13 protein-coding genes are annotated in these 18,773 nt (G+C 60.8%); 8 read left to right on the top strand and 5 right to left on the bottom strand.

Annotation, left to right across the window (positions count from 1 at the left end; all coding sequences use genetic code 11):
- Positions 1 to 132: 132 nt before the first annotated feature.
- Positions 133 to 3,012: a preprotein translocase subunit SecA gene (secA, locus tag DSM100238_RS00425; protein ID WP_152354788.1), complete on the top strand. Its 2,880-nt coding sequence runs from the start codon at positions 133 to 135 to the stop codon at positions 3,010 to 3,012.
- Positions 3,013 to 3,292: 280 nt separating this feature from the next.
- Positions 3,293 to 4,342, top strand: a complete 1,050-nt coding sequence (gene trpD, locus DSM100238_RS00420; protein ID WP_152354787.1) for an anthranilate phosphoribosyltransferase — start codon at positions 3,293 to 3,295, stop codon at positions 4,340 to 4,342.
- 196 nt (positions 4,343 to 4,538) lie between these two features.
- Here the strand turns inward: trpD and DSM100238_RS00415 are convergent, their stop codons facing one another.
- Complete coding sequence (locus DSM100238_RS00415; RefSeq protein WP_152354786.1) at positions 4,539 to 5,111, bottom strand: hypothetical protein; 573 nt, start codon at positions 5,109 to 5,111, stop codon at positions 4,539 to 4,541.
- A 52-nt stretch (positions 5,112 to 5,163) separates the two neighbouring features.
- On the opposite strand from DSM100238_RS00415, the gene DSM100238_RS00410 reads away from it, so the two are divergent.
- Positions 5,164 to 5,883, top strand: coding sequence for a lysophospholipid acyltransferase family protein (locus tag DSM100238_RS00410; protein ID WP_152354785.1), 720 nt, complete (start codon positions 5,164 to 5,166; stop codon positions 5,881 to 5,883).
- A 213-nt stretch (positions 5,884 to 6,096) separates the two neighbouring features.
- Here DSM100238_RS00410 and DSM100238_RS00405 read toward each other — a convergent pair whose 3' ends face one another.
- Positions 6,097 to 8,346 carry a protein kinase domain-containing protein gene (locus DSM100238_RS00405; protein WP_152354784.1) on the bottom strand — a complete coding sequence of 750 codons (2,250 nt, stop codon included), beginning with the start codon at positions 8,344 to 8,346 and terminating at the stop codon, positions 6,097 to 6,099.
- 91 nt (positions 8,347 to 8,437) lie between these two features.
- Complete coding sequence (locus DSM100238_RS00400; protein WP_152354783.1) at positions 8,438 to 9,526, bottom strand: polyprenyl synthetase family protein; 1,089 nt, start codon at positions 9,524 to 9,526, stop codon at positions 8,438 to 8,440.
- A 259-nt stretch (positions 9,527 to 9,785) separates the two neighbouring features.
- On the opposite strand from DSM100238_RS00400, the gene DSM100238_RS00395 reads away from it, so the two are divergent.
- The 3 genes from DSM100238_RS00395 (at position 9,786) to DSM100238_RS00385 (ending at position 14,778) form a co-directional block, all read left to right on the top strand.
- Positions 9,786 to 10,607, top strand: coding sequence for a DUF4192 family protein (locus tag DSM100238_RS00395; RefSeq protein ID WP_152354782.1), 822 nt, complete (start codon positions 9,786 to 9,788; stop codon positions 10,605 to 10,607).
- 131 nt (positions 10,608 to 10,738) lie between these two features.
- The gene (locus DSM100238_RS00390; protein ID WP_167510948.1) at positions 10,739 to 12,265 is read left to right on the top strand and encodes an RNA polymerase sigma factor; all 1,527 of its coding nucleotides are present in this window, start codon (positions 10,739 to 10,741) and stop codon (positions 12,263 to 12,265) included.
- A gap of 95 nt (positions 12,266 to 12,360) precedes the next feature.
- On the top strand, positions 12,361 to 14,778 hold the full coding sequence (locus DSM100238_RS00385; protein WP_152354780.1) for a DNA gyrase/topoisomerase IV subunit B: 2,418 nt from the start codon (positions 12,361 to 12,363) through the stop codon (positions 14,776 to 14,778).
- 105 nt (positions 14,779 to 14,883) lie between these two features.
- Here DSM100238_RS00385 and DSM100238_RS00380 read toward each other — a convergent pair whose 3' ends face one another.
- The gene (locus tag DSM100238_RS00380; RefSeq protein ID WP_152354779.1) at positions 14,884 to 16,044 is read right to left on the bottom strand and encodes a glycosyltransferase family 4 protein; all 1,161 of its coding nucleotides are present in this window, start codon (positions 16,042 to 16,044) and stop codon (positions 14,884 to 14,886) included.
- A gap of 42 nt (positions 16,045 to 16,086) precedes the next feature.
- Positions 16,087 to 17,703: a DUF4153 domain-containing protein gene (locus DSM100238_RS00375; protein WP_152354778.1), complete on the bottom strand. Its 1,617-nt coding sequence runs from the start codon at positions 17,701 to 17,703 to the stop codon at positions 16,087 to 16,089.
- Positions 17,704 to 17,885: 182 nt separating this feature from the next.
- Between DSM100238_RS00375 and DSM100238_RS00370 the strand changes: the two genes are divergently transcribed.
- On the top strand, positions 17,886 to 18,506 hold the full coding sequence (locus DSM100238_RS00370; protein ID WP_152354777.1) for a DUF2975 domain-containing protein: 621 nt from the start codon (positions 17,886 to 17,888) through the stop codon (positions 18,504 to 18,506).
- On the top strand, positions 18,507 to 18,743 hold the full coding sequence (locus DSM100238_RS00365; protein WP_152354776.1) for a helix-turn-helix domain-containing protein: 237 nt from the start codon (positions 18,507 to 18,509) through the stop codon (positions 18,741 to 18,743). It abuts the gene before it with no gap.
- The last annotated feature ends 30 nt before the right edge of the window (positions 18,744 to 18,773 follow it).

The raw sequence follows: 18,773 nt of genomic DNA, 5'->3' as shown, positions 1-18,773 counted from the left end.
ACGACCCGCCCGTGTCGGTGCAAATGGAGAAGGGGAGTGTAAAATCCCCTCCGTCGCGTACTATGGGATGAGTTGTGTGCGGACTGAGTAGCCCGCCGCGCTCGTCGTGCTGAATGAACTAGGGAGCGAAACGTGGTAAACATCGTCGACAAGGCCCTACGTATGGGTGAAGGCCACCAGCTGAAGAAGCTGGAGAACGTCGCGAAAGCGGTGAATGCGCTTGAGGACGAGATATCGGCCCTCTCCGACGAGGAACTCAAAGGACAGACCGCCAAGTTCAAGCAGGAGCTTGACAATGGTAAGAGCCTTGACGACATCATGCCGGAGGCGTTCGCCACGGTGCGTGAGGCATCGAAGCGCACCTTGGGCATGCGTCACTTCGACGTGCAGCTGATGGGCGGCGCGGCGTTGCATTGGGGCAACATCGCGGAAATGAAGACCGGTGAAGGCAAGACGCTGGTCGCGACCCTGCCGAGCTACCTCAACGCGCTCGAAGGCAAAGGCGTGCATGTGGTCACGGTCAACGACTACCTCGCCAGCTACCAGAGCGAACTGATGGGGCGTGTCTACCGGTTCCTGGGTATGAGCGTCGGCTGCATTGTCACCGATCAGAAGCCGCCGGAGCGCCACAAGCAGTACAACGCCGACATCACATACGGCACGAACAATGAGTTCGGCTTTGATTACCTGCGCGACAACATGGCGTGGGACAAGAGCGAACTCGTACAGCGTGGCCACCATTATGCGATCGTCGATGAGGTCGATTCCATCCTTATCGATGAGGCGCGTACCCCGTTGATCATTTCCGGCCCGGCTGAGGGCGACGTCACCAGCTGGTACCGCAAGTTCGCCCGTCTGGTTCCCAAGCTCACCCGTGATGAGGACTATGAAGTCGACGAGAAGAAGAAGACCGTCGGCATCCTCGATCCGGGTATCAGCAAGGTCGAGGATTACCTCGGCATCGATAATCTCTATGAGCCCAGCAATACCGCGCTGATCGGATATCTGAACAACGCGATCAAGGCCAAGGAGCTGTTCCTGCGCGACCGCGACTACGTGGTCACCCACGGCGAGGTGCTCATCGTCGACGAGCATACAGGCCGTATTCTTCCTGGCCGCCGCTACAACGAGGGTCTGCATCAGGCCATCGAAGCGAAGGAAGGCGTCGAGGTCAAGGCCGAGAACCAGACGTTCGCGACCATCACCTTGCAGAACTACTTCCGTATGTACGACAAGCTCGCAGGCATGACCGGTACCGCTGAGACCGAAGCCGCAGAATTCATGGGCACCTACAAGCTCGGCGTGATCCCGATCCCGACCAATAAGCCGATGATTCGCAAGGACCAGGATGATTTGATCTTCCGCACGAAGAAGGAGAAGCTTCAGGCGATCATCGAGGATGTCGCCAAGCGCCACGCCAAGGGCCAGCCGGTTCTGCTCGGCACTGCGTCGGTCGAGTCTTCGGAAGTCGTTTCCTCGCTGCTTGACGTGGCGAAGATTCCGCATCAGGTGCTCAACGCAAAGCACCACGCCAAGGAAGCTGCGGTAGTCGCCGTCGCCGGTCGCAAGGGCGCCGTCACGGTCGCTACCAACATGGCCGGCCGTGGTACCGATATCATGCTCGGCGGCAATGTCGAGTTCCTGGCGGATGCCAAGCTGAAGAAGGAAGGCTACTCGCCTGAGGATACCCCGGAAGAGTACGAGAAGCGTTGGCCTGGTACGCTCGCTGAAGTCAAGGCGCAGGTCAAGGACGAGCATGATGAAGTCGCCAAGCTGGGCGGTCTGTATGTGCTCGGCACGGAACGCCACGAATCCCGCCGAATCGACAACCAGCTGCGAGGCCGCTCCGGCCGTCAGGGCGATCCGGGCGAGTCCCGCTTCTACCTGAGCCTCGAGGACGATCTGATGCGTCTGTTCAACACGCAGCTGGTCGCGCGCGTGATGTCCCGCGGTTTGCCGGAAGGCCAGCCGATCGAGTCGAAGAGCGTATCCAAGGGCGTGCGCAACGCGCAAAAAGCCGTGGAATCCCGCAACTTCGAAATCCGTAAGAACGTCCTCAAGTATGACGACGTGATGAACAAGCAGCGCAAGGTCATCTACGCTGAGCGTCAGGCGGTGCTGAAGGGCGAGGACATCCATGAGGATATCCTGCGCTTCATCGACGAGACCGTCGCCAGCTATATCCGCGGTGCGAACCGTGGCTCCGCCAAGCCGGAAGATTGGGATTGGGACGGTCTGTTCAAGGCGTTGTCCCAGGTTCTGAACATCACGGTTGACGAGGAAGAAGCCAAGAAAGCCGTGGACGGTCTCAAGGGCGATAAGGCATCCGAAGCGCTGCGCAAGTGCATTGTGGAATCAGCCAAGGAATCCTACGCGAAGCTGGGCGACAAGCTCAGCGAAGAGGCGTTGCACCAGCTGGAACGTCGTGTGGTGCTCGCCGTGCTCGACCGCAAGTGGCGTGAACACCTCTACGAGATGGATTATCTCAAGGACGGCATCGGTCTGCGCGGTATGGGTCAGCGCGATCCGCTGGTTGAATACCAGCGTGAAGGCTACCAGATGTACAACCAGATGATCGAAGCGATCAAGGAAGAGACCATTCAGCTGCTCTTCCACGTTGACATTCAGGAAGTCGCCCAGAACGAAGACCTCAGCAGCGAACATGATGAGGATGCTGCCGTCGACAAAGCCGAAGAGGCTGTCGGCATCACATCGACCGATGCGGAGGATGAGCCTACGGCGGTCAGCTCCGCTCCGGAAGATCCGAGCGAATCCGACGAGACAGCCGATGAGGACGATGCCGCTGAACACCGTGAGCCTGGTGTCGTCGGTCCGGCGCCGATCAGCCACGAGGATGTCAAGCTGCCTGCCAGCAAGCGGCCCAAGAGCGAAGAGCTCAAGAGCCCGTGGGCGGATGGCCGTACTTTCCCGGGCACGCCGAAGAACGCGCCATGCCCGTGCGGTTCCGGCCGAAAGTACAAGATGTGCCACGGCCATAACGAACAAGCCTGATTGACCACTGATTGGCGCTTTCGATGCCAATCAGTATGAATCAGCTTGATGTTCAGGCGGCGGCGTCGATATGCAAGTTCATATCGACGCCGCCGCCTGATTGTGTATCCGAGGCATGCTATGCGGTCCGTGCATAGCACGGTTTGAGCTCAGCACGGAGAGCCTGCCTGATAGGACACTGCCAATGGAAGCCTCATAATGTGGACGTTCACGCGGTTCAATACATGAAGTCGATACAATGAACCACAACACCATAACGTCAGATGCACAGGAGGGCATGATGACCGAGATCACTTGGAAGTCGATTCTCACAGAACTCGTCAACGGCAATCATCTGAATGCGGACGAGTCCTGGTGGTTCGTCAACGATCTGATGAACGGCAGCGCGAATCCTGCATGCGTCGGCGCCGTACTCGCCACCCAACAGCAGCTTGGGCTGACTGCGCCTGAAATCGAAGGCGCAGCCAAGGCGATGGTATCCCATGCCGTACCGCTTAACGTTTCGGGAGAAACCACCGATATCGTCGGTACGGGCGGCGACAAGGCTGCGACGGTGAACCTGTCATCCATGGGCGCGGTTGTCGCGGCAGCCGCAGGCGTGAAAATCGTGAAGCACGGCAATCGTGCAGCATCCTCGAAGTGCGGTTCGGGCGATGTCATTGAGGCTTTGGGCATTCCGCTTGAACTGGCTCCGGAAGCGGTCGCGGAAATCGGCGATGAAATCGGTATCACCTTCGCGTTCGCCAAGACTTTCCACCCGGCTATGCGGTTCGTCGGCCCGGTCCGTTCTGCTCTGGGTATCCCGTGCGTCTTCAACGTGCTGGGACCGATGACGAATCCGGCGAATCCGAAGCATGTCGCCATCGGTTGCGCCGACCGTAGACTGAGCCCGCTGATGGCGCAGGTATACGCCAACCGCGGTCAGAGCGGCATGGTGTACACCTCGCAGGAGGGGCTCGATGAGATGGCTCCGACTGGGCCGGTTTCAGTATGGCTGATTGAAAACGGCAACGTCACCACCACCGAATTCGATCCGATTACCGAGCTGGGTCTCGAACCGGTGACCATTGAACAGCTTCGCGGCGGCGAACCGGAGCTGAACGCCAGCATTTTCCGTGACTTCCTCGATGGCAAGCCGGTCGCTTCGAGGAGCACCGCATTGCTCAATGCCGCTTCCGCCATTGTTGCGGATGGCCACTTGGTCGGTGACGGGTCGCTCGCGGAGCGATTCCGCCAGGCGTACGCGCTTGCCACGGATGCCGTCGATTCCGGCAAGGCGAAGGATCTGTTGGATCGTTGGGTGAAGCTCGCACAATCCAAGCTCGCATAAGGAGGCATAGGCGGCAGCGCGTCGGCGCGCCAGCCGCGGTATTGCCGTCCGTGCCGCAGATACTCCGTTGAGCCATCGTATGCGTGACGTCTACCGTGAACATCGTTGGCATTGTGAGCACCGTAACATGGAGGGGCTGCCTGGAAAGCCGGGCAGCCCCTCCATCGTATATGGCGGTATATGGCGGTATGAATGGTTACACGCGCGCACCGTCGTCGAACGGGTCGGTACGCTCGTTGTGACCTCTGCGACTCGCGACAAGACCCGCTATGCCAAGCAACAGACAGACCGCGCAGACCGTTCCGATGATTCCCGTGAACTTGGGAACAAGAACCGAGGCGATGATTCCCAACACGCCGATGACTGTCAATGTGGTGAACAGGATGATTCTGCGAGGGGTTGGGGCGAAGGATGTGGGCGGAACGAATTGATCCCCATACCGATCCATCACGTCGTCGGTGTCCAGCCAGCTGGAGGCCGTGATGTCACGGGGGCCTCGGCCGGCTCCTATCGCATCATCGGTGAAGGTGCCTTGATCCAGATCGTTAACCGACAGGAGGGCTTTCTTTTCGGCGCGCTTGGCGTGTCGTTCGAATCGTTTCGCGTTGCGTGAGCGTTCGACGTCCTCAAGATCCTGCGCGTGATCGTGAGCGAACGCCTCCCATGCTTCGTCAAGCGGCTCGCCGGAGGAGGAGCCGTCCTTCGAGCCGTCGCCGGCACCGTGTGTTGGCTGCTCTCCTGACGCATTGGTATTGTTGTGCTCAGTCATAGATACCACTGTAAACGAGCGTCAAGTCAAGTCGCTGGGAGGGAGAGCCCTCGTGCTCTACTGGTTTTTCGTCAAGACCCTTGGTCCGATCGCCCGGCGTCGGTTCAACCCGACTGTCGAAGGGCTTGAAAACATTCCGCGCAAGGGTGGGGCGATTATTGCTGCGAACCATCTTGCCGTCATTGATGACGCGTTGTTGCCGATGACATGCCCGCGCATGATTCATTTCATGGGCAAAGCTGAATATTTTGAAGGCAAGGGCATCAAAGGCCGGTTCAAGAAGTGGTGGTTCACGTCGGTGGGTGTGTTCCCGGTGGATCGCTCTGGAGGGTCGAAATCTCTGGGGGCGTTGAACCACGCGAAAGAGATTCTCGAGGACGGCCATTTGTTCGGTATTCACGTTGAAGGTACCCGTAGCCCTGACGGCAAGCTGTATCGCGGCCATACCGGCGCCGCGCGGCTCGCGTTCGAAACCGGATGCCCGATTGTCCCGACGGCGATTATCGGCTCGCGCGATCTGCAGAAGCCGGGGCAGGTGATTCCGAGCAAAGGCAAATCAACGGTGATATACGGTGCGCCTATTCCTGTCGAGCGTAAGGATCCACAAGATGTGACGCATGAGGAGCTGCGCGAGTTGACGGATCGCGTGGTTCGCGCCATCGGGGCGATGAGCGGCCAGGAGTATGTCGACGAGTATGCGCAGACGGTCAAGGCAAGGATCAAAGCGGAGCAGGAGGCACAATCCTCGTCTGCGACTACTGAAAGCGCCTGATACGTCGGCAGGTTGCGAACCCCTGTCGCGGCCTGCGCAACAGACGGTACTGGGATGCGCAACGACACTTGGCATGCGTACAAAATGCATAGAGCATCTCCGTACGCGCTCGAACGCGCCAGAGCATAGCGCACACCCGAAACGCAGTCGTGCCCCCATGCGGACTGTCGCTGAACGCATGGGGGCACGACGTTTGGTCATAGAATCCGCTGATCAGACCACGGTCAAGGTGATGACTGTCTTGTTGCCGTTCGCATCACGCACACGCACCTGCTGACCTGCGGATGGTGATTGCAACCGCACGGTATGGGTCAGGTCGCCGAGCGGGGCGCTGACTTTGACTTGCAGTCCGAGCGCTTCCAATATCGAAGTGGCTTCGCTGGTGCTTTTGCCGGTCACGTCAGGCAAGGTCACCGTTTGGGGGCCTTTGGACACGACGACGTCGACGGTGTCGCCCCAATGCAGCTGCGTACCGACGGCTTGCGAGGCCGAGATGATGCTGCCGCTGGGCACGGTGTCGCTGTAATCCTCACTGTAGGAGGCTTTGAGCTGCAAGCTGTCGAACAGCGCTTGCGCTTCGTCTTTGGTTCTGCCGACGACATCCGGCATGTTCACTGGCATCGGTCCCAAGGACAGTTTCACCGTGACGGAGGCGTTATGGTCCATGGTGGTGCCCGGGTCGGGGGAGATGCTCAGCAGCGCGTTCTTGGGCACGGTCAGTGAATACTCGTCATTGTTGACGTTGTGTGAAATATTGGTGAACCCGGCTTTTTCGAGGGCAGTGAGGGGGTCTTTGCCGTCTTCGGTCGATGTGTCGGTGATATCCGAAGGGATGGTCGCCTGTCGTATTCCTTTGGAAACGGTGATTTTCACGTTCCCGGCATTGCGTTTGCTGATATGCGCGCCGACTGTGGACGGCGTGGTGGAGATGATGTTGCCCTCGTCGATGGAATCGTTGTATTCCTGGGCGACAGAGTAGGGGATGCCGGCGACGTTGAGGGTGCTGCGGAATGAGCTCCAGCTGACGTTCTTGATCGTGCAATCCTTGCCGGTCTTGCAGGTCAAATCGGTGGGTTTAGGCATCGTCCAGTAGCTGCCGGGACCCAGGTAATACCACCATGCGCCGCAGCCTGCGCCGGCGGCGAGCACCACGACCATGATGATGGCAATGATGATGGGGACTTTGCTGCGTGGGCGCCCACCACGGGAATGTTCCGCGGTACTTGAAGGCTGGATATCCGATGTGTCGGATGCGGTGATCGCCTGGGTGAAGGCATCCTGGCTGGTGATGCTTCGCGGTTTCCTGTCGGCGTTCGGGTCGGTCGCAAGAACGCGGGTGCGGGTATCTGCGCCCTTCGCGCCGTCCGTGGATCTGTTGTCCATGACGGTCGTCGAGGATACCTCCGAAGGCGTTGCCGCCGACGACATTGCGGGCGGCTGCGGCGGGGTGTCCGTGGCTCGCGCGGCGGAATCCTCGGAGCCGTTGGAATCCTTGGTGCCCATGCCGGTATCACGGCGTGGGGGCACCAACCCGTTGGGCGCCAATGGGGACACGCCGTCCCCGGTGGCTTCAGCACGTCGGGGGTCGTCGGACCGCCGGTACTGCCATGCCTCCATGGGCATTTCGGCGATTACCGGACGAAGGAGCCGCTGCGCTTCCATCGCATCAGCCGGCCGATCTTCGACTAAGCGTGCCGTCAGCCGCGCGATGAACGCAGAGACGGAGGGTTCTATGCCGGGGCATCGGGTGATGATCGGGGGAACGTCTTCATGAACGTGCTTGAACACCATCGTCACCGGATTATCCGACTGGAACGGGGGCTCGCCGGCCAGCATTTCCCAAGCCATAATGCCCACGGAGTACAGATCGCCTTGGGGGGTGGCCTGGTTGTTCTCAATCATTTCCGGAGCCAAATACGCCGCCGTGCCCAGCAACATGCCCGTTGTGGACAGGGTCGCCTGCGATGCTGCCTTCGCCAAACCGAAATCGGTGATTTGCACGTGACCGCGGTCATTGAGCAGAATGTTCTCCGGCTTGATGTCCCGGTGAACGACGCCCGCTCGATGCGCAGCGGCCAGTCCATCCAAGGTCTCCGCCACGACGCGCAGGGTCTCGCGCACAGTGAACGGCCCTTGCTGATTCATCTCGTAGCGCAGATTGACGCCGTGGACGTATTCCATGACCAGATAGTTGCGGCCGTCAATCTCCCCGGTGTCATACACCTGCACGATATGCGGGTTCGCGATGGCGGCGGCGGATCGGGCTTCGCGATGGAAGCGTTCCACGAACTGTTCACGATGAGGTCCTTGCGCCAGTTGCGCGTGCATCACTTTGACGGCGACATGCCGGTCGAGACGCACATCGATCGCCTCATATACCGTCGCCATACCGCCATCGGCGATTTTGCGCACGATACGGTACCGGTCGTCGATGATCTGCCCTTCGTTCGCGGTTTCAGTCATGTTCGCAGGCCCTTTGCTCAATGTTGATGACACCAGTCTACATGCCTCGGGCTACTCGCCTGCCGTGATGACCCGGCACGTTGTGGTGGAATCACAGGCAGGAATCGGGGATGAATGTGCGGCATGCTTCGAGCAGTCCGTCACGTGCGGTTTGGGGCAGTTGTGCATCGGCGATGGCCTGGCGTGCCTGTCCCCACAGCGTGCGGATTCGCTCGCGAGACCGTTCGACGGCGCCGCTCGATGTGAAGATCTCGATGCCGCGTTGCACCTGTTGCGTGTTCCGCGACGGGGCTTCGTACATGGCGATCAGGTCGTTTCGGTCGGATGGCGACGACAAGGCGAGGGCATCCGCGAGCAGTACGGAGCGTTTGCCTTCCTTGATATCACCGCCGACGGGTTTGCCGGTGTTTTTCGTATATCCGATGACATCAAGAAGGTCGTCGGCAAGCTGGAAGGCGACGCCGAGCGGCTCGCCGATGCGATGGGCGAGAAGTTCGGCGAATCGCGGGTCGGTTCCTGCGGCCGTCAGTCCGAGTTGCAGTGGCGCCATGGTCGTGTAACTGGCGGTTTTCCAGCGGAAGACATTCAGTGAGGCGTCCGCGAGCCGTGCCGGATCGTCCAACGGGGTCAGTTCGACGGACAGGTCGAGCACCTGGCCGACGCTGACATCGCGTTGCATGCCGAGGAACACAGCGCGCAGGGTATCGGGATTGGGCAATGACGAGGCCGCGGCATTGGCGATGGAGATGCTCACGGTGGCGAGGATGTCCCCGAGCATGAGTCCGAGGCCACGGCCGATGGATTCGCTGTGCGTCTGCTGTGCGAGCGCGCGATGGGCGCTCGGTTTGCCGCGGCGCAGATCCGAATCGTCGATGATATCGTCATGGACGAGCGCGGCGGTCTGGAACACTTCGATGGCGCAGGACAGATCAGTCATCGCCTCCCTGGCGTGCGGTGTGCGTGGAGCGTCGGTGTCGGCGTCGCCGGCGTCGAACGCGGCGAGCGCCAAGCGTGCTCTGAGACGTTTGCCTCCTTGGCTTGAAGTGACCGCCTGCGCCGCGACCGCGTGGAGGACCTGTCTGCATGACGAGGCGATTTCGGTGTCGGACACGGCGAGGTATTCGCGTACCAGGTCATCGATGCGTTGTTCTATACGTTCCAGATCTGACGGCATGCTCATGCCTATGAGGGTATCCACAGTGTTGCGACATTCGCGCCGGCGTGCCCGGGTGCGTGTCGTGACCGTGCCGCCGTGGTGAGTGATTCGCCGCTGTCGTAGCCGGTCGTGCCGGTGGTCGCCGGGCGGTCATGCATCCTTTGACCACATTCGTCGGCAAGGCTGGACGGGCGGCATCACGGTGCAGCAAGCTGGGACGGAGCGGACGCACCGGGTGTCTGTATGAAACGTCCTGGCGGTTGCAGGCGGAAACGGGGGAGTTATGGAAGATGACGAAGATGCGCGCATCCAGCGGCAGATCAACGGGATGCTGTTCGACGCGTTGATGGAGTGCTGGGAATGGGCGGAGGAATGGGAGCCGTTGCCTGGTATGGACGCTTCGCGGTGGTACGCCAGATACCGCTATTCGTATCGTGGCCGCTTGCCGTTGCGACAGTGGGATGATCTGCCTGTCCCGGAAGGGGCGTGGAAGGTATGGAAATCGGCCGGGCTGATGTCTGAAGCCTGGGTTGATTTCCAGGACGCACGGTATCGGCGATTGCGCCATGAGGAAGGGATCGTCCGTGGCACGCGGCTCTGGGTGGAGCAGGCGTTGGAAATGTGGTGGCGCAACCAGCGTGATGGAGGTTCGCACCTGCCTGCCGACGACCGTCTTCTTCTCAGGCTCGCGGTGGGGATGAAACAGAATATCGCCATCCGTGACGCTTTGATCGTGTCGGCGGTCAGCATCACGCCGCTTGATTGGGAAACGTTGCTGCGATTCGCCTCGGAGCCGTCGTGTCCCGGCAATGCCTCGGCGATGGGTGGTCTGCTGACCGAGGCGTTCGATGAGCCCAAAGCCGTGCCGCGTGTCGGTTGCATGCGCGCGTCCGTGGCGATGCTTGAGCGCATGGCGGAGCTTGTGCCGGTGTCATATCGGGTGAACATTCTGGCGTGTGCGGCGTATCTGATGTGGTGGGTGGACGACCCGCGCACGGATATCGTCGCGCGCATCGCCCGGCATCTCGATCCGACGTGCACGCTTGCCGGCATTGTCATCGACGCGCTGGGCAACGGCGTGAAACCGGAATGGTGCCTGAGATGACGTCATGCAGGATTTCGGTCGTATGGCGTGAGCGTGTGAATCGCGCGGGAATATTCGTCCACGAAAGATGGTTAACTTCTATAGTTGACGATTTGCCCTTGCCATAACTGTGCCCTTCGTTTGGCTGCGGTATGGCGGGAACACGCAGGAGGATAAGTTTGGCCAAGGAAACGACGGCAAGCAAGAAGAACGCTGATCAGACCGAAAAGACCACATCCACCCGCAATACCGCGGCGAAGAAGGCTGCCAAACCGGCAAAGGCGACCAAGAGGTCCACAGCGTCGGCGTCCGCCAAGAAGGCCGCAGCAGCGAAGAGTGCGAAGACATCGAAGGCGTCGGGAAGCGGTGCTGCGGCGCCGCAGGCCAAGAAGACGACGGCATCCCGCGCAACGAGCGCCACCAAGACGCCGCGCAAGCATACGGCAAAGCATGCCGAGCCTGCATCCAAAGAGCATGACGAGGTCCAGCTCGAGGATGAGGAAGACATCGACGACGAGGACATCGAGAACTTCGACGATCTCGACGAAGGCGACGATCCCGACAACCTCGACGACGATATCGACGCCGATGACGATGACGACGAGGAAGGCGATGAGGAGGACTCCGAGGAGGAGGACAAGCATAAGCATCGCGAACCTGAAGTCCCGCCGAAGGCGAAGGGTGCGTTCGTCATGCGCGACGACGATGACGACGACAATCTCACGCCGTCCGGCAACCCCAAGCGCCGTGTCATCGCAGCCGGGGCGACCGCTGATCCGGTCAAGGATTATCTCAAGCAGATCGGCAGGGTCAGCCTGCTGAACGCCGAACAGGAAGTCGACCTGTCCGAACGTATCGAGGCCGGATTGTATGCGCAGCACCTGCTGGACACGGAAAGCGAGGGCATGAGCTTCAAGCGCAAGCGTGAACTCAAGTGGGCCGCCGCTGACGGCAAGAAAGCCAAAGACCATCTGCTCGAAGCGAATCTTCGTCTGGTCGTTTCGCTTGCCAAGCGGTATACCGGTCGCGGCATGCTGTTCCTGGATCTGATCCAGGAAGGCAATCTTGGTTTGATCCGTGCGGTCGAGAAGTTCGACTGGAAGAAAGGCTTCAAATTCTCCACCTACGCCACATGGTGGATCCGCCAGGCGATCACGCGCGCCATGGCCGACCAGGCGCGTACGATTCGCGTGCCCGTCCACATGGTCGAAGTCATCAACAAGCTCGCCCGTGTCCAACGGCAGATGCTGCAGGATCTGGGTCGCGAGCCTACGCCTGATGAGCTGGCGCGTGAACTTGATATGCCGGTCGAGAAGGTGCAGGAAGTGCAGAAGTACGGCCGTGAGCCGATTTCACTGCACACCCCGCTCGGTGAGGACGGCGATTCCGAGTTCGGCGATCTGATCGAGGACACCGACGCCATCGCACCGTCCGACGCCGTGGCGTTCTCGCTGTTGCAGGAGCAGTTCAAGCAGGTGCTGGAAACCCTGTCGCCGCGTGAGGCGGGCGTCATCAAGATGCGCTACGGCCTTGAGGACGGTCAGCCCAAGACGCTTGACGACATCGGGCGTGTGTACGGCGTGACCCGTGAGCGAATCCGCCAGATCGAATCCAAGACCATGTCGAAGCTGCGTCACCCCTCGCGTTCGCAGACTCTGCGCGACTTCCTCGACGAGTGACGCAGCCCTGTGCGCGGACTGCGCCTCATTGCAGGCGGGTCCGCACATAGACGGGCGACGGCGGGAAACGAAACGCAAGACAACGAATGGGGATTATGGCAAAGGAAAATTACAGCGCCGACAGCCTGACCGTGCTCGAAGGACTTGACGCGGTACGCAAGCGCCCCGGCATGTACATCGGGACAACCGACAGCCAGGGCTTGATGCACTGCCTGTGGGAGATCATCGATAATTCCGTCGATGAGGCGCTCGCCGGGGCATGCAACGACATCAAGGTGATTTTGCATACCGATGGTTCAATCGAGGTTGACGATAACGGTCGAGGCATCCCGGTTGACGTCGAGCCGAAAACCGGTTTGACCGGTGTCGAAGTCGTCCTCACCAAGCTTCATGCCGGCGCGAAATTCGGCAATGCCTCCTACAATGCGGCTGGCGGTTTGCATGGCGTGGGATCGTCCGTCGTCAACGCGTTGAGCTCCCGACTCGATGTCGAGGTCGATCGCAACGGCAAAACCTACCACATGGCGTTCCATCAAGGGCATCCGGGGGTCTACCAGGACGCCGATCCGTCATGCCCGTCGCCTGACTCCCCGTTCAAACGTACGCGCAAGAATCGCGCGACCGAGCTGGAAGTCATCGGCAAAGTCTCGCCGAAGACCACGGGCACGAGGATTCGCTACTGGGCAGACCCGGAGATTTTCAACGACACCGCGCGCTTCAGCTACGAACAGCTCATCGATCGGGTCCGTCAGACCACGTTCCTGGTCCCCGGACTGAAAATCACCGTCATCGACGAGAACATCCCCGAAACCGGCGACGCCTCTGTCGATGCGATGCTGGAAGTCGATACGCCGGCGGATGCCGCCGCTTCAGACGCCAGCGATGCTCCGGACGTTGATACCGCAGGCGGACAGTTGTCAAACACGTCGAACCTCATGCTCGATGGCGTTGCCGACGCCGCAGGTGCTTTCGCTGCCGCTGGGGCGACGGAAACCGACCCCGCAGACGCGGATGCAGGTGCGGATGCCGATGTCGACACGGACGCCGAAACAACCGACAACGTTACCGACGATCCGCAGGCGCAGGCGGCGGCCCAATCCGCCATCGCATCAGCCGCACGGCCCCACCGCAGGGTCGAGGAATTCCTCCACACCGGCGGCGTCAAGGATTTCGTCGACTTCCTGTCCCAAGGCGAACCGGTCTGCGATATCTGGCGCATCACCGGCGAAGACACGTACACCGAGGAAACCCAGGCGGTAGACAGCAAAGGTGAATTGCACGCGCAGAACATCGAACGCACCTGCAAAGTCGATATCGCCCTGCGCTGGGTCAACGGGTATGACACCACCTTGCGCAGCTTCGTCAACGTCGTCGAGACCCCCGGCGGCGGCATGCATGTCGACGGCTTCCTGCAAGGCATCACCAAGCAGATCCGCAAAAGCGTCGAAGACAATGCGCGCAAGCTGAAAGTCAACCTCAAGGACGCCAAAACCCGCGTCGAACGTGATGACATCCTCGCCGGACTGGTCGCCGTCGTCACCGTGCGCATCGCCGAACCCCAGTTCCAAGGACAGACCAAAGACGTGCTCGGCACTGCGCCGGTGCGCCCCATCGTCTCGAAAATGACCGAACAGCAGTTCGGCGAGATGATCACCGGCTCGAAGCGAGGCTACAAAGAGCAGTCCGGCAGAGTGCTGGAGAAAATCGTCGGGGAAATGCACGCGCGCATCCAAGCGCGCAAAACCAAAGAGGTCACCCGCCGCAAGAACGCGCTCGAAGCTGCGTCCATGCCGGCGAAACTCTCCGACTGCCAGCCGGGCAACGACGACATCGCGGAACTGTTCATCGTCGAGGGCGATTCCGCGCTCGGCACCGCGAAAGCCGCCAGGAACTCAAGTTTCCAAGCCCTGCTGCCGATTCGAGGCAAAATCCTCAATGTGCAGAAGGCGAGCCTGTCGCAGATGCTGTCCAACAAGGAATGCGCTTCGATCATCCAAGTGGTGGGCGCGGGTTCCGGCGCGAGTTTCGACCTGAACCAGGCGAGATACAACAAGATCATCATGATGACCGATGCTGATGTCGATGGCGCGCATATCCGCATCCTGCTGCTCACCCTGTTCTACCGGTATATGCGTCCGCTGATCGAAGCCGGCCACGTGTATGCCGCCGTTCCGCCGTTGCATCGCATCGCACTCGCCGGCAAGCACAAGGGCGAGTTCATCTACACATATTCGGACGATGAGCTTTCGGGCAAGCTTGCCGACCTCGAGCGTCGGCATATCGACTACAATCCGGACATCCAGCGCTACAAGGGTCTGGGTGAGATGGACGCCGACCAGTTGGCGGACACGACCATGGATCCGCGTTCGCGGATGCTGCGGCGCATCCGCATGGAGGATGCGCAGAAGGCGGCGGGGATCTTCGACCTGCTGATGGGCGGGGAAGTGCCGCCACGGCGTCAGTTCATCGTCGAGAATGCAGACGATTTCGACCGCAGCAAAATCGATACCTGATCCGCCGGCATATGATTCGCGGCTACGTCAGAGGCTACGTGACCGATTCAGCGGGGGTCCGCGATTTCGATTGCGTAGCCTCGATTCGTGGCTGCAGACCGTGGTTCAGGCTGTTCGACGCTTGGCGATCGCCTGTGCGTACACCTGCTCCACCTGATCGGCGATGGTACGCACGTCATACCGGTCGAGCAGCAGTTCCTCGCGCGTATGCACCTGTTTGGCCCACGCGGCATCGTCAATGGCGCGTGCGATGCGTTCAGCCAATATCCGCGCGGTATCCCGCCCCCGCACGGGGAACAGCGCATCGGTATCGCCCAGCAGCGTGGAATGGTATCCGGGATTATCGCCGGCCAATGTGACTGTCGCCCCGGACGCAATCGCCTCCAACAGTACTATGCCGAAGGATTCGCCGCCGGTTGCGGGGAATACGGCGACATCGGCGCTACGAAGCAGGGCAGGTTTGGCGGATTCCTCAATGAATCCGGGGAACGAGACCGGCGTCGTGAAGCTGGCGGCGCGATGCTTGCATTCCTCGAGCAGCGGGCCTTTCCCGGCCATCGTCACATGGGTGCCGGCGGGGAACAACCGATGCTGCTCGCCATATTCGATTGCATCCAGCACGATATCGGCGCCTTTGCGTTTGACGAAACGGCCGAGGAACACGATATGAGGTGCCATGGAGCCGTCGTCCGATTCACTGGTGCCTGCGGCAGACGCCCGTTCACGCATCATGCGCACATCCACCGGGTTGGCGATGACGCGCGCTGTCGTATGTGCGGTGATTGCCGCATACCGAGCCGCGACATCGGACACCGCAATGACTTCATCGATTCGCCGGTGGGTGTGCGTGTTGATGGCGCCGAGCGCCAGCCCGCCAATCGCGGAGAACGGGTCGCTGACCGCGATATGGTAGGTCGCTACGACCCCGGTGTCCGGCGCCGCGGCACGCAGGACACGACCGGCCATGAACGGACTGTAGGGCGCCTGAACGTGCAGAATGTCGAAATCGCCTTCTGCGAGCGTCCGCGCGATCAACTGGCGGTTCGCCGGCAGGGGAATGCGCATGCGGTTCCCGTTCGCGCGCACCATCACATTGCGGGACATGACATGCGTATGCGGCACGGGGGAATGCTCGGTCTGCCCGACCAGATAGTGCACGTCATGACCGCGGCGGGACAGTTCCTTGCCCAAGGTCACGATATGCTGTTGCACACCGTCGAGCACGTCGAGCGTGTCATCGAAAACGAATGCGATGCGGTAAGACATGGTTTCCAGTGTAATGCCGTCTGTGCCGGCGCACGTTGGGGCTTATAGCGCGTCGGTGATCTGACGCGCCTGATTGTAGCTGTCGATGATGTTGTTCGGGTTCGACAACACCAACGCCACATACCATACGACCACCAGCATGAACGCTATCGTCGCCAGCGGCAGACGCGGGACGAACAGGCGCACGAGGCATAGGACGAGTACGGCGATGAGCATCCACATGAAGGTCATGGATTCCAGACGCAGCCACGTCAGCCCGTAGGCTGCGATATACAAGTGCAGACGCCACAGCGCCGAGGCGAGGATCACCGCGGTTTCGCCGATCAGGACGACCAGCATTCCGGTCAGGGGAGCGGTGCGGCGCGCCTTGCACAGGACAAGCGCGTACCCGGCGAGATTCACGCCTACGACGGCGAGCAGCTGGAAGAACCCCTCCCGAGCGTATTGGGAGTAGGTATAGCCGTCGGGAAGCTGCCTGCCGCTGAACAGGAACGCGAATTGGATGGCGCAGAACATCGCGTACAGGAGCAGGACCAGCGCGAGCACAACCGCGGCGACTGTCGTATCGATGGGGTGCTCATGCTGGCTGGTCTGGGCGGTTGCCAAGGCGGACGGGGCGCACGCGTGGATGCGCAGCCTGTTCGAGATTTCGGTTTGCATGAGCAGGGACAGGCAGAAGGGGAAGAGGATCGCGATGAGCAACACGTGGAGCAGGAATTCGGAGATGTTGATCGAACCGATGACGTTGCGCAACGCGTAGTCGAACACCAGGTCGCTGGAGGCCAGCAATGAGGTCAGTACGATGAGCAGGGGAACGGCGACAACGATGATGAGCAGGATGCGGCGTGCCGTGGTCATCTGCCCTGAATGCTGTGTGCCGCCGGCCGTGGCGTCATTGGCCGCAGCTGTGTCTTCGTGTTCCGAGGACAGCGTCCGGATCGCGTTCAGCGCGTGGTTCAGCGCCGATCCGACCGTATTGAGCTTGGTGAGTGGGGAAATCCACCCGAGCAGCCACCGTCTGACGGTTTGCCACGGGTGATGAGGGTCGAACCCGCCGTCCGATATCTGCAATGACATCATCAACAGGCATGGGATGGCGAGGAATGTGGTGGTCGTCCAACTGTCGTCGACAGTGCCTGCCATATGCATGGCGATCGCATAGGCGCACAGCATCGCCGTGGCGATGGTGGTGAAGCACCACATACGGCTGCGATGCGCGGTGCGGAAGAACAGGATGACGACGGCGACCAAGGCGACCAGCCAGAATCCGTCGAACCATGGCGTGTAGGTGTTGGAATCCGACCATGCGAATACCAGCCGGTCGAACAGTATCGGCAGGACGATCGCCGCGCCGGCGATGGTAAGGAGTCTGCGGTCGGAGGGTCGTGAGCCGTCGGGGGCGGCGAGCGGGTCGCGCCTCGGTGTGAATGGCGCCGCGTTCACAGTGGGGTATGGCGTGCCGTACCACTGCGGATAGGGCAGTGTCGGGGGAACGGGGTGCCCTGCGCCTTGTCGTTGCGGCTGCGGGGTTTGTGTGTGTGCGTTCGCGGTGGGCGCCGCCGGCGTGGGTGCCGACTGGGCCGGTGTGCTTTGCGGGCGCATTGGTTGGGTGTGCTGTGGTGCTTCGGGCTCGTGCTGTGATGGCGTCGGTGATGTCATCGTTGCTCCTTCTCTACCTGAGATGCCCCCATCGTAAACAATCGAATATCGACAAATGTCTATCGATAAGCGATTTATCACAGATGCTACACATCGAGAAACGATATGTTTCGCTCGTTTATCGATACTGCTATGCTGGACGTGCCGACGCGGCGACCGCCGTGTGAGGAAGGAAGGCGTCCATGGTAATCGAACAGCCGCAGGATCGGCGGCAGCGCAACGGGCAACCGCCTGTACCCGACCAGCAAGACGAACGGGACGGGTATGCCGGTCCGGTGCAACACACGACCGACGAGAAGGAAAACCCGCAGCCGCGCGGCGGCATCAACCCTGTCGTCATCGTCGTGCTCAAGATCGCGCTGGCCGTATTCATCATCATCTCCGTGATCGCACAGGTATGGGCCCTGCCCCTCGTCGCGCGGCGCAGCGCACAGGACGCACCCCAATACGCGCCATACGCGACCGGATACCTGCTCGCGGTGATCGCGGCGCTCGCCTGCTTCGAAATCGGTTTGATCGCCGTATGGCGACTCGCGTCACTATCGGCCAGAGGCACCGTATTCGCCAATGATTCCTTGATCTGGGTCGATATCATCATCGCCTGCGTGAGCATCGCCGCACTCCTCGCCCTTGGCCTGTTCATCCATACGGCGTTCATCGCGCATCTCAAACCGCTCGCCGTTCCGTTGGGCGCTTTGCTTGTCGCCTTGGGGCTGCTCGCGATGCTCCTGCTCATCATCGTCCTGCGCGCCCTGCTGGTCTCCGCCACAGCGCAGCGCGACGAACTTGAGGCGGTGATCTGAATGGCGATCCAGGTCAATCTCGATGTCCTGCTCGCCCAGCGGGGTCTGTCGGTAGGGGAGTTCGCGAAAGAGGTGGGCATCACGCCGGCGAACGTCTCCGTGCTCAAAAACGGGCGAGCCAAGGCGATACGCTTCTCCACGCTCGAAGGCATCTGCCGAACGCTTGACTGCCAGCCGGGTGATGTGTTGCAATGGGTCCGCGACGATGACGGGGATGATGCCGCGGCTGAAGCCTGACTCCCTCTGCTTCTGCCGACGCTGGGTGAG

The organism is Bifidobacterium apri (assembly GCF_009299485.1).
GTDB classification, from domain to species: Bacteria; Actinomycetota; Actinomycetes; order Actinomycetales; family Bifidobacteriaceae; genus Bifidobacterium; species Bifidobacterium apri.
The sequence above is the reverse complement of the archived record's forward strand: the minus strand, read 5'-3'. Positions and strand labels throughout refer to the sequence as shown.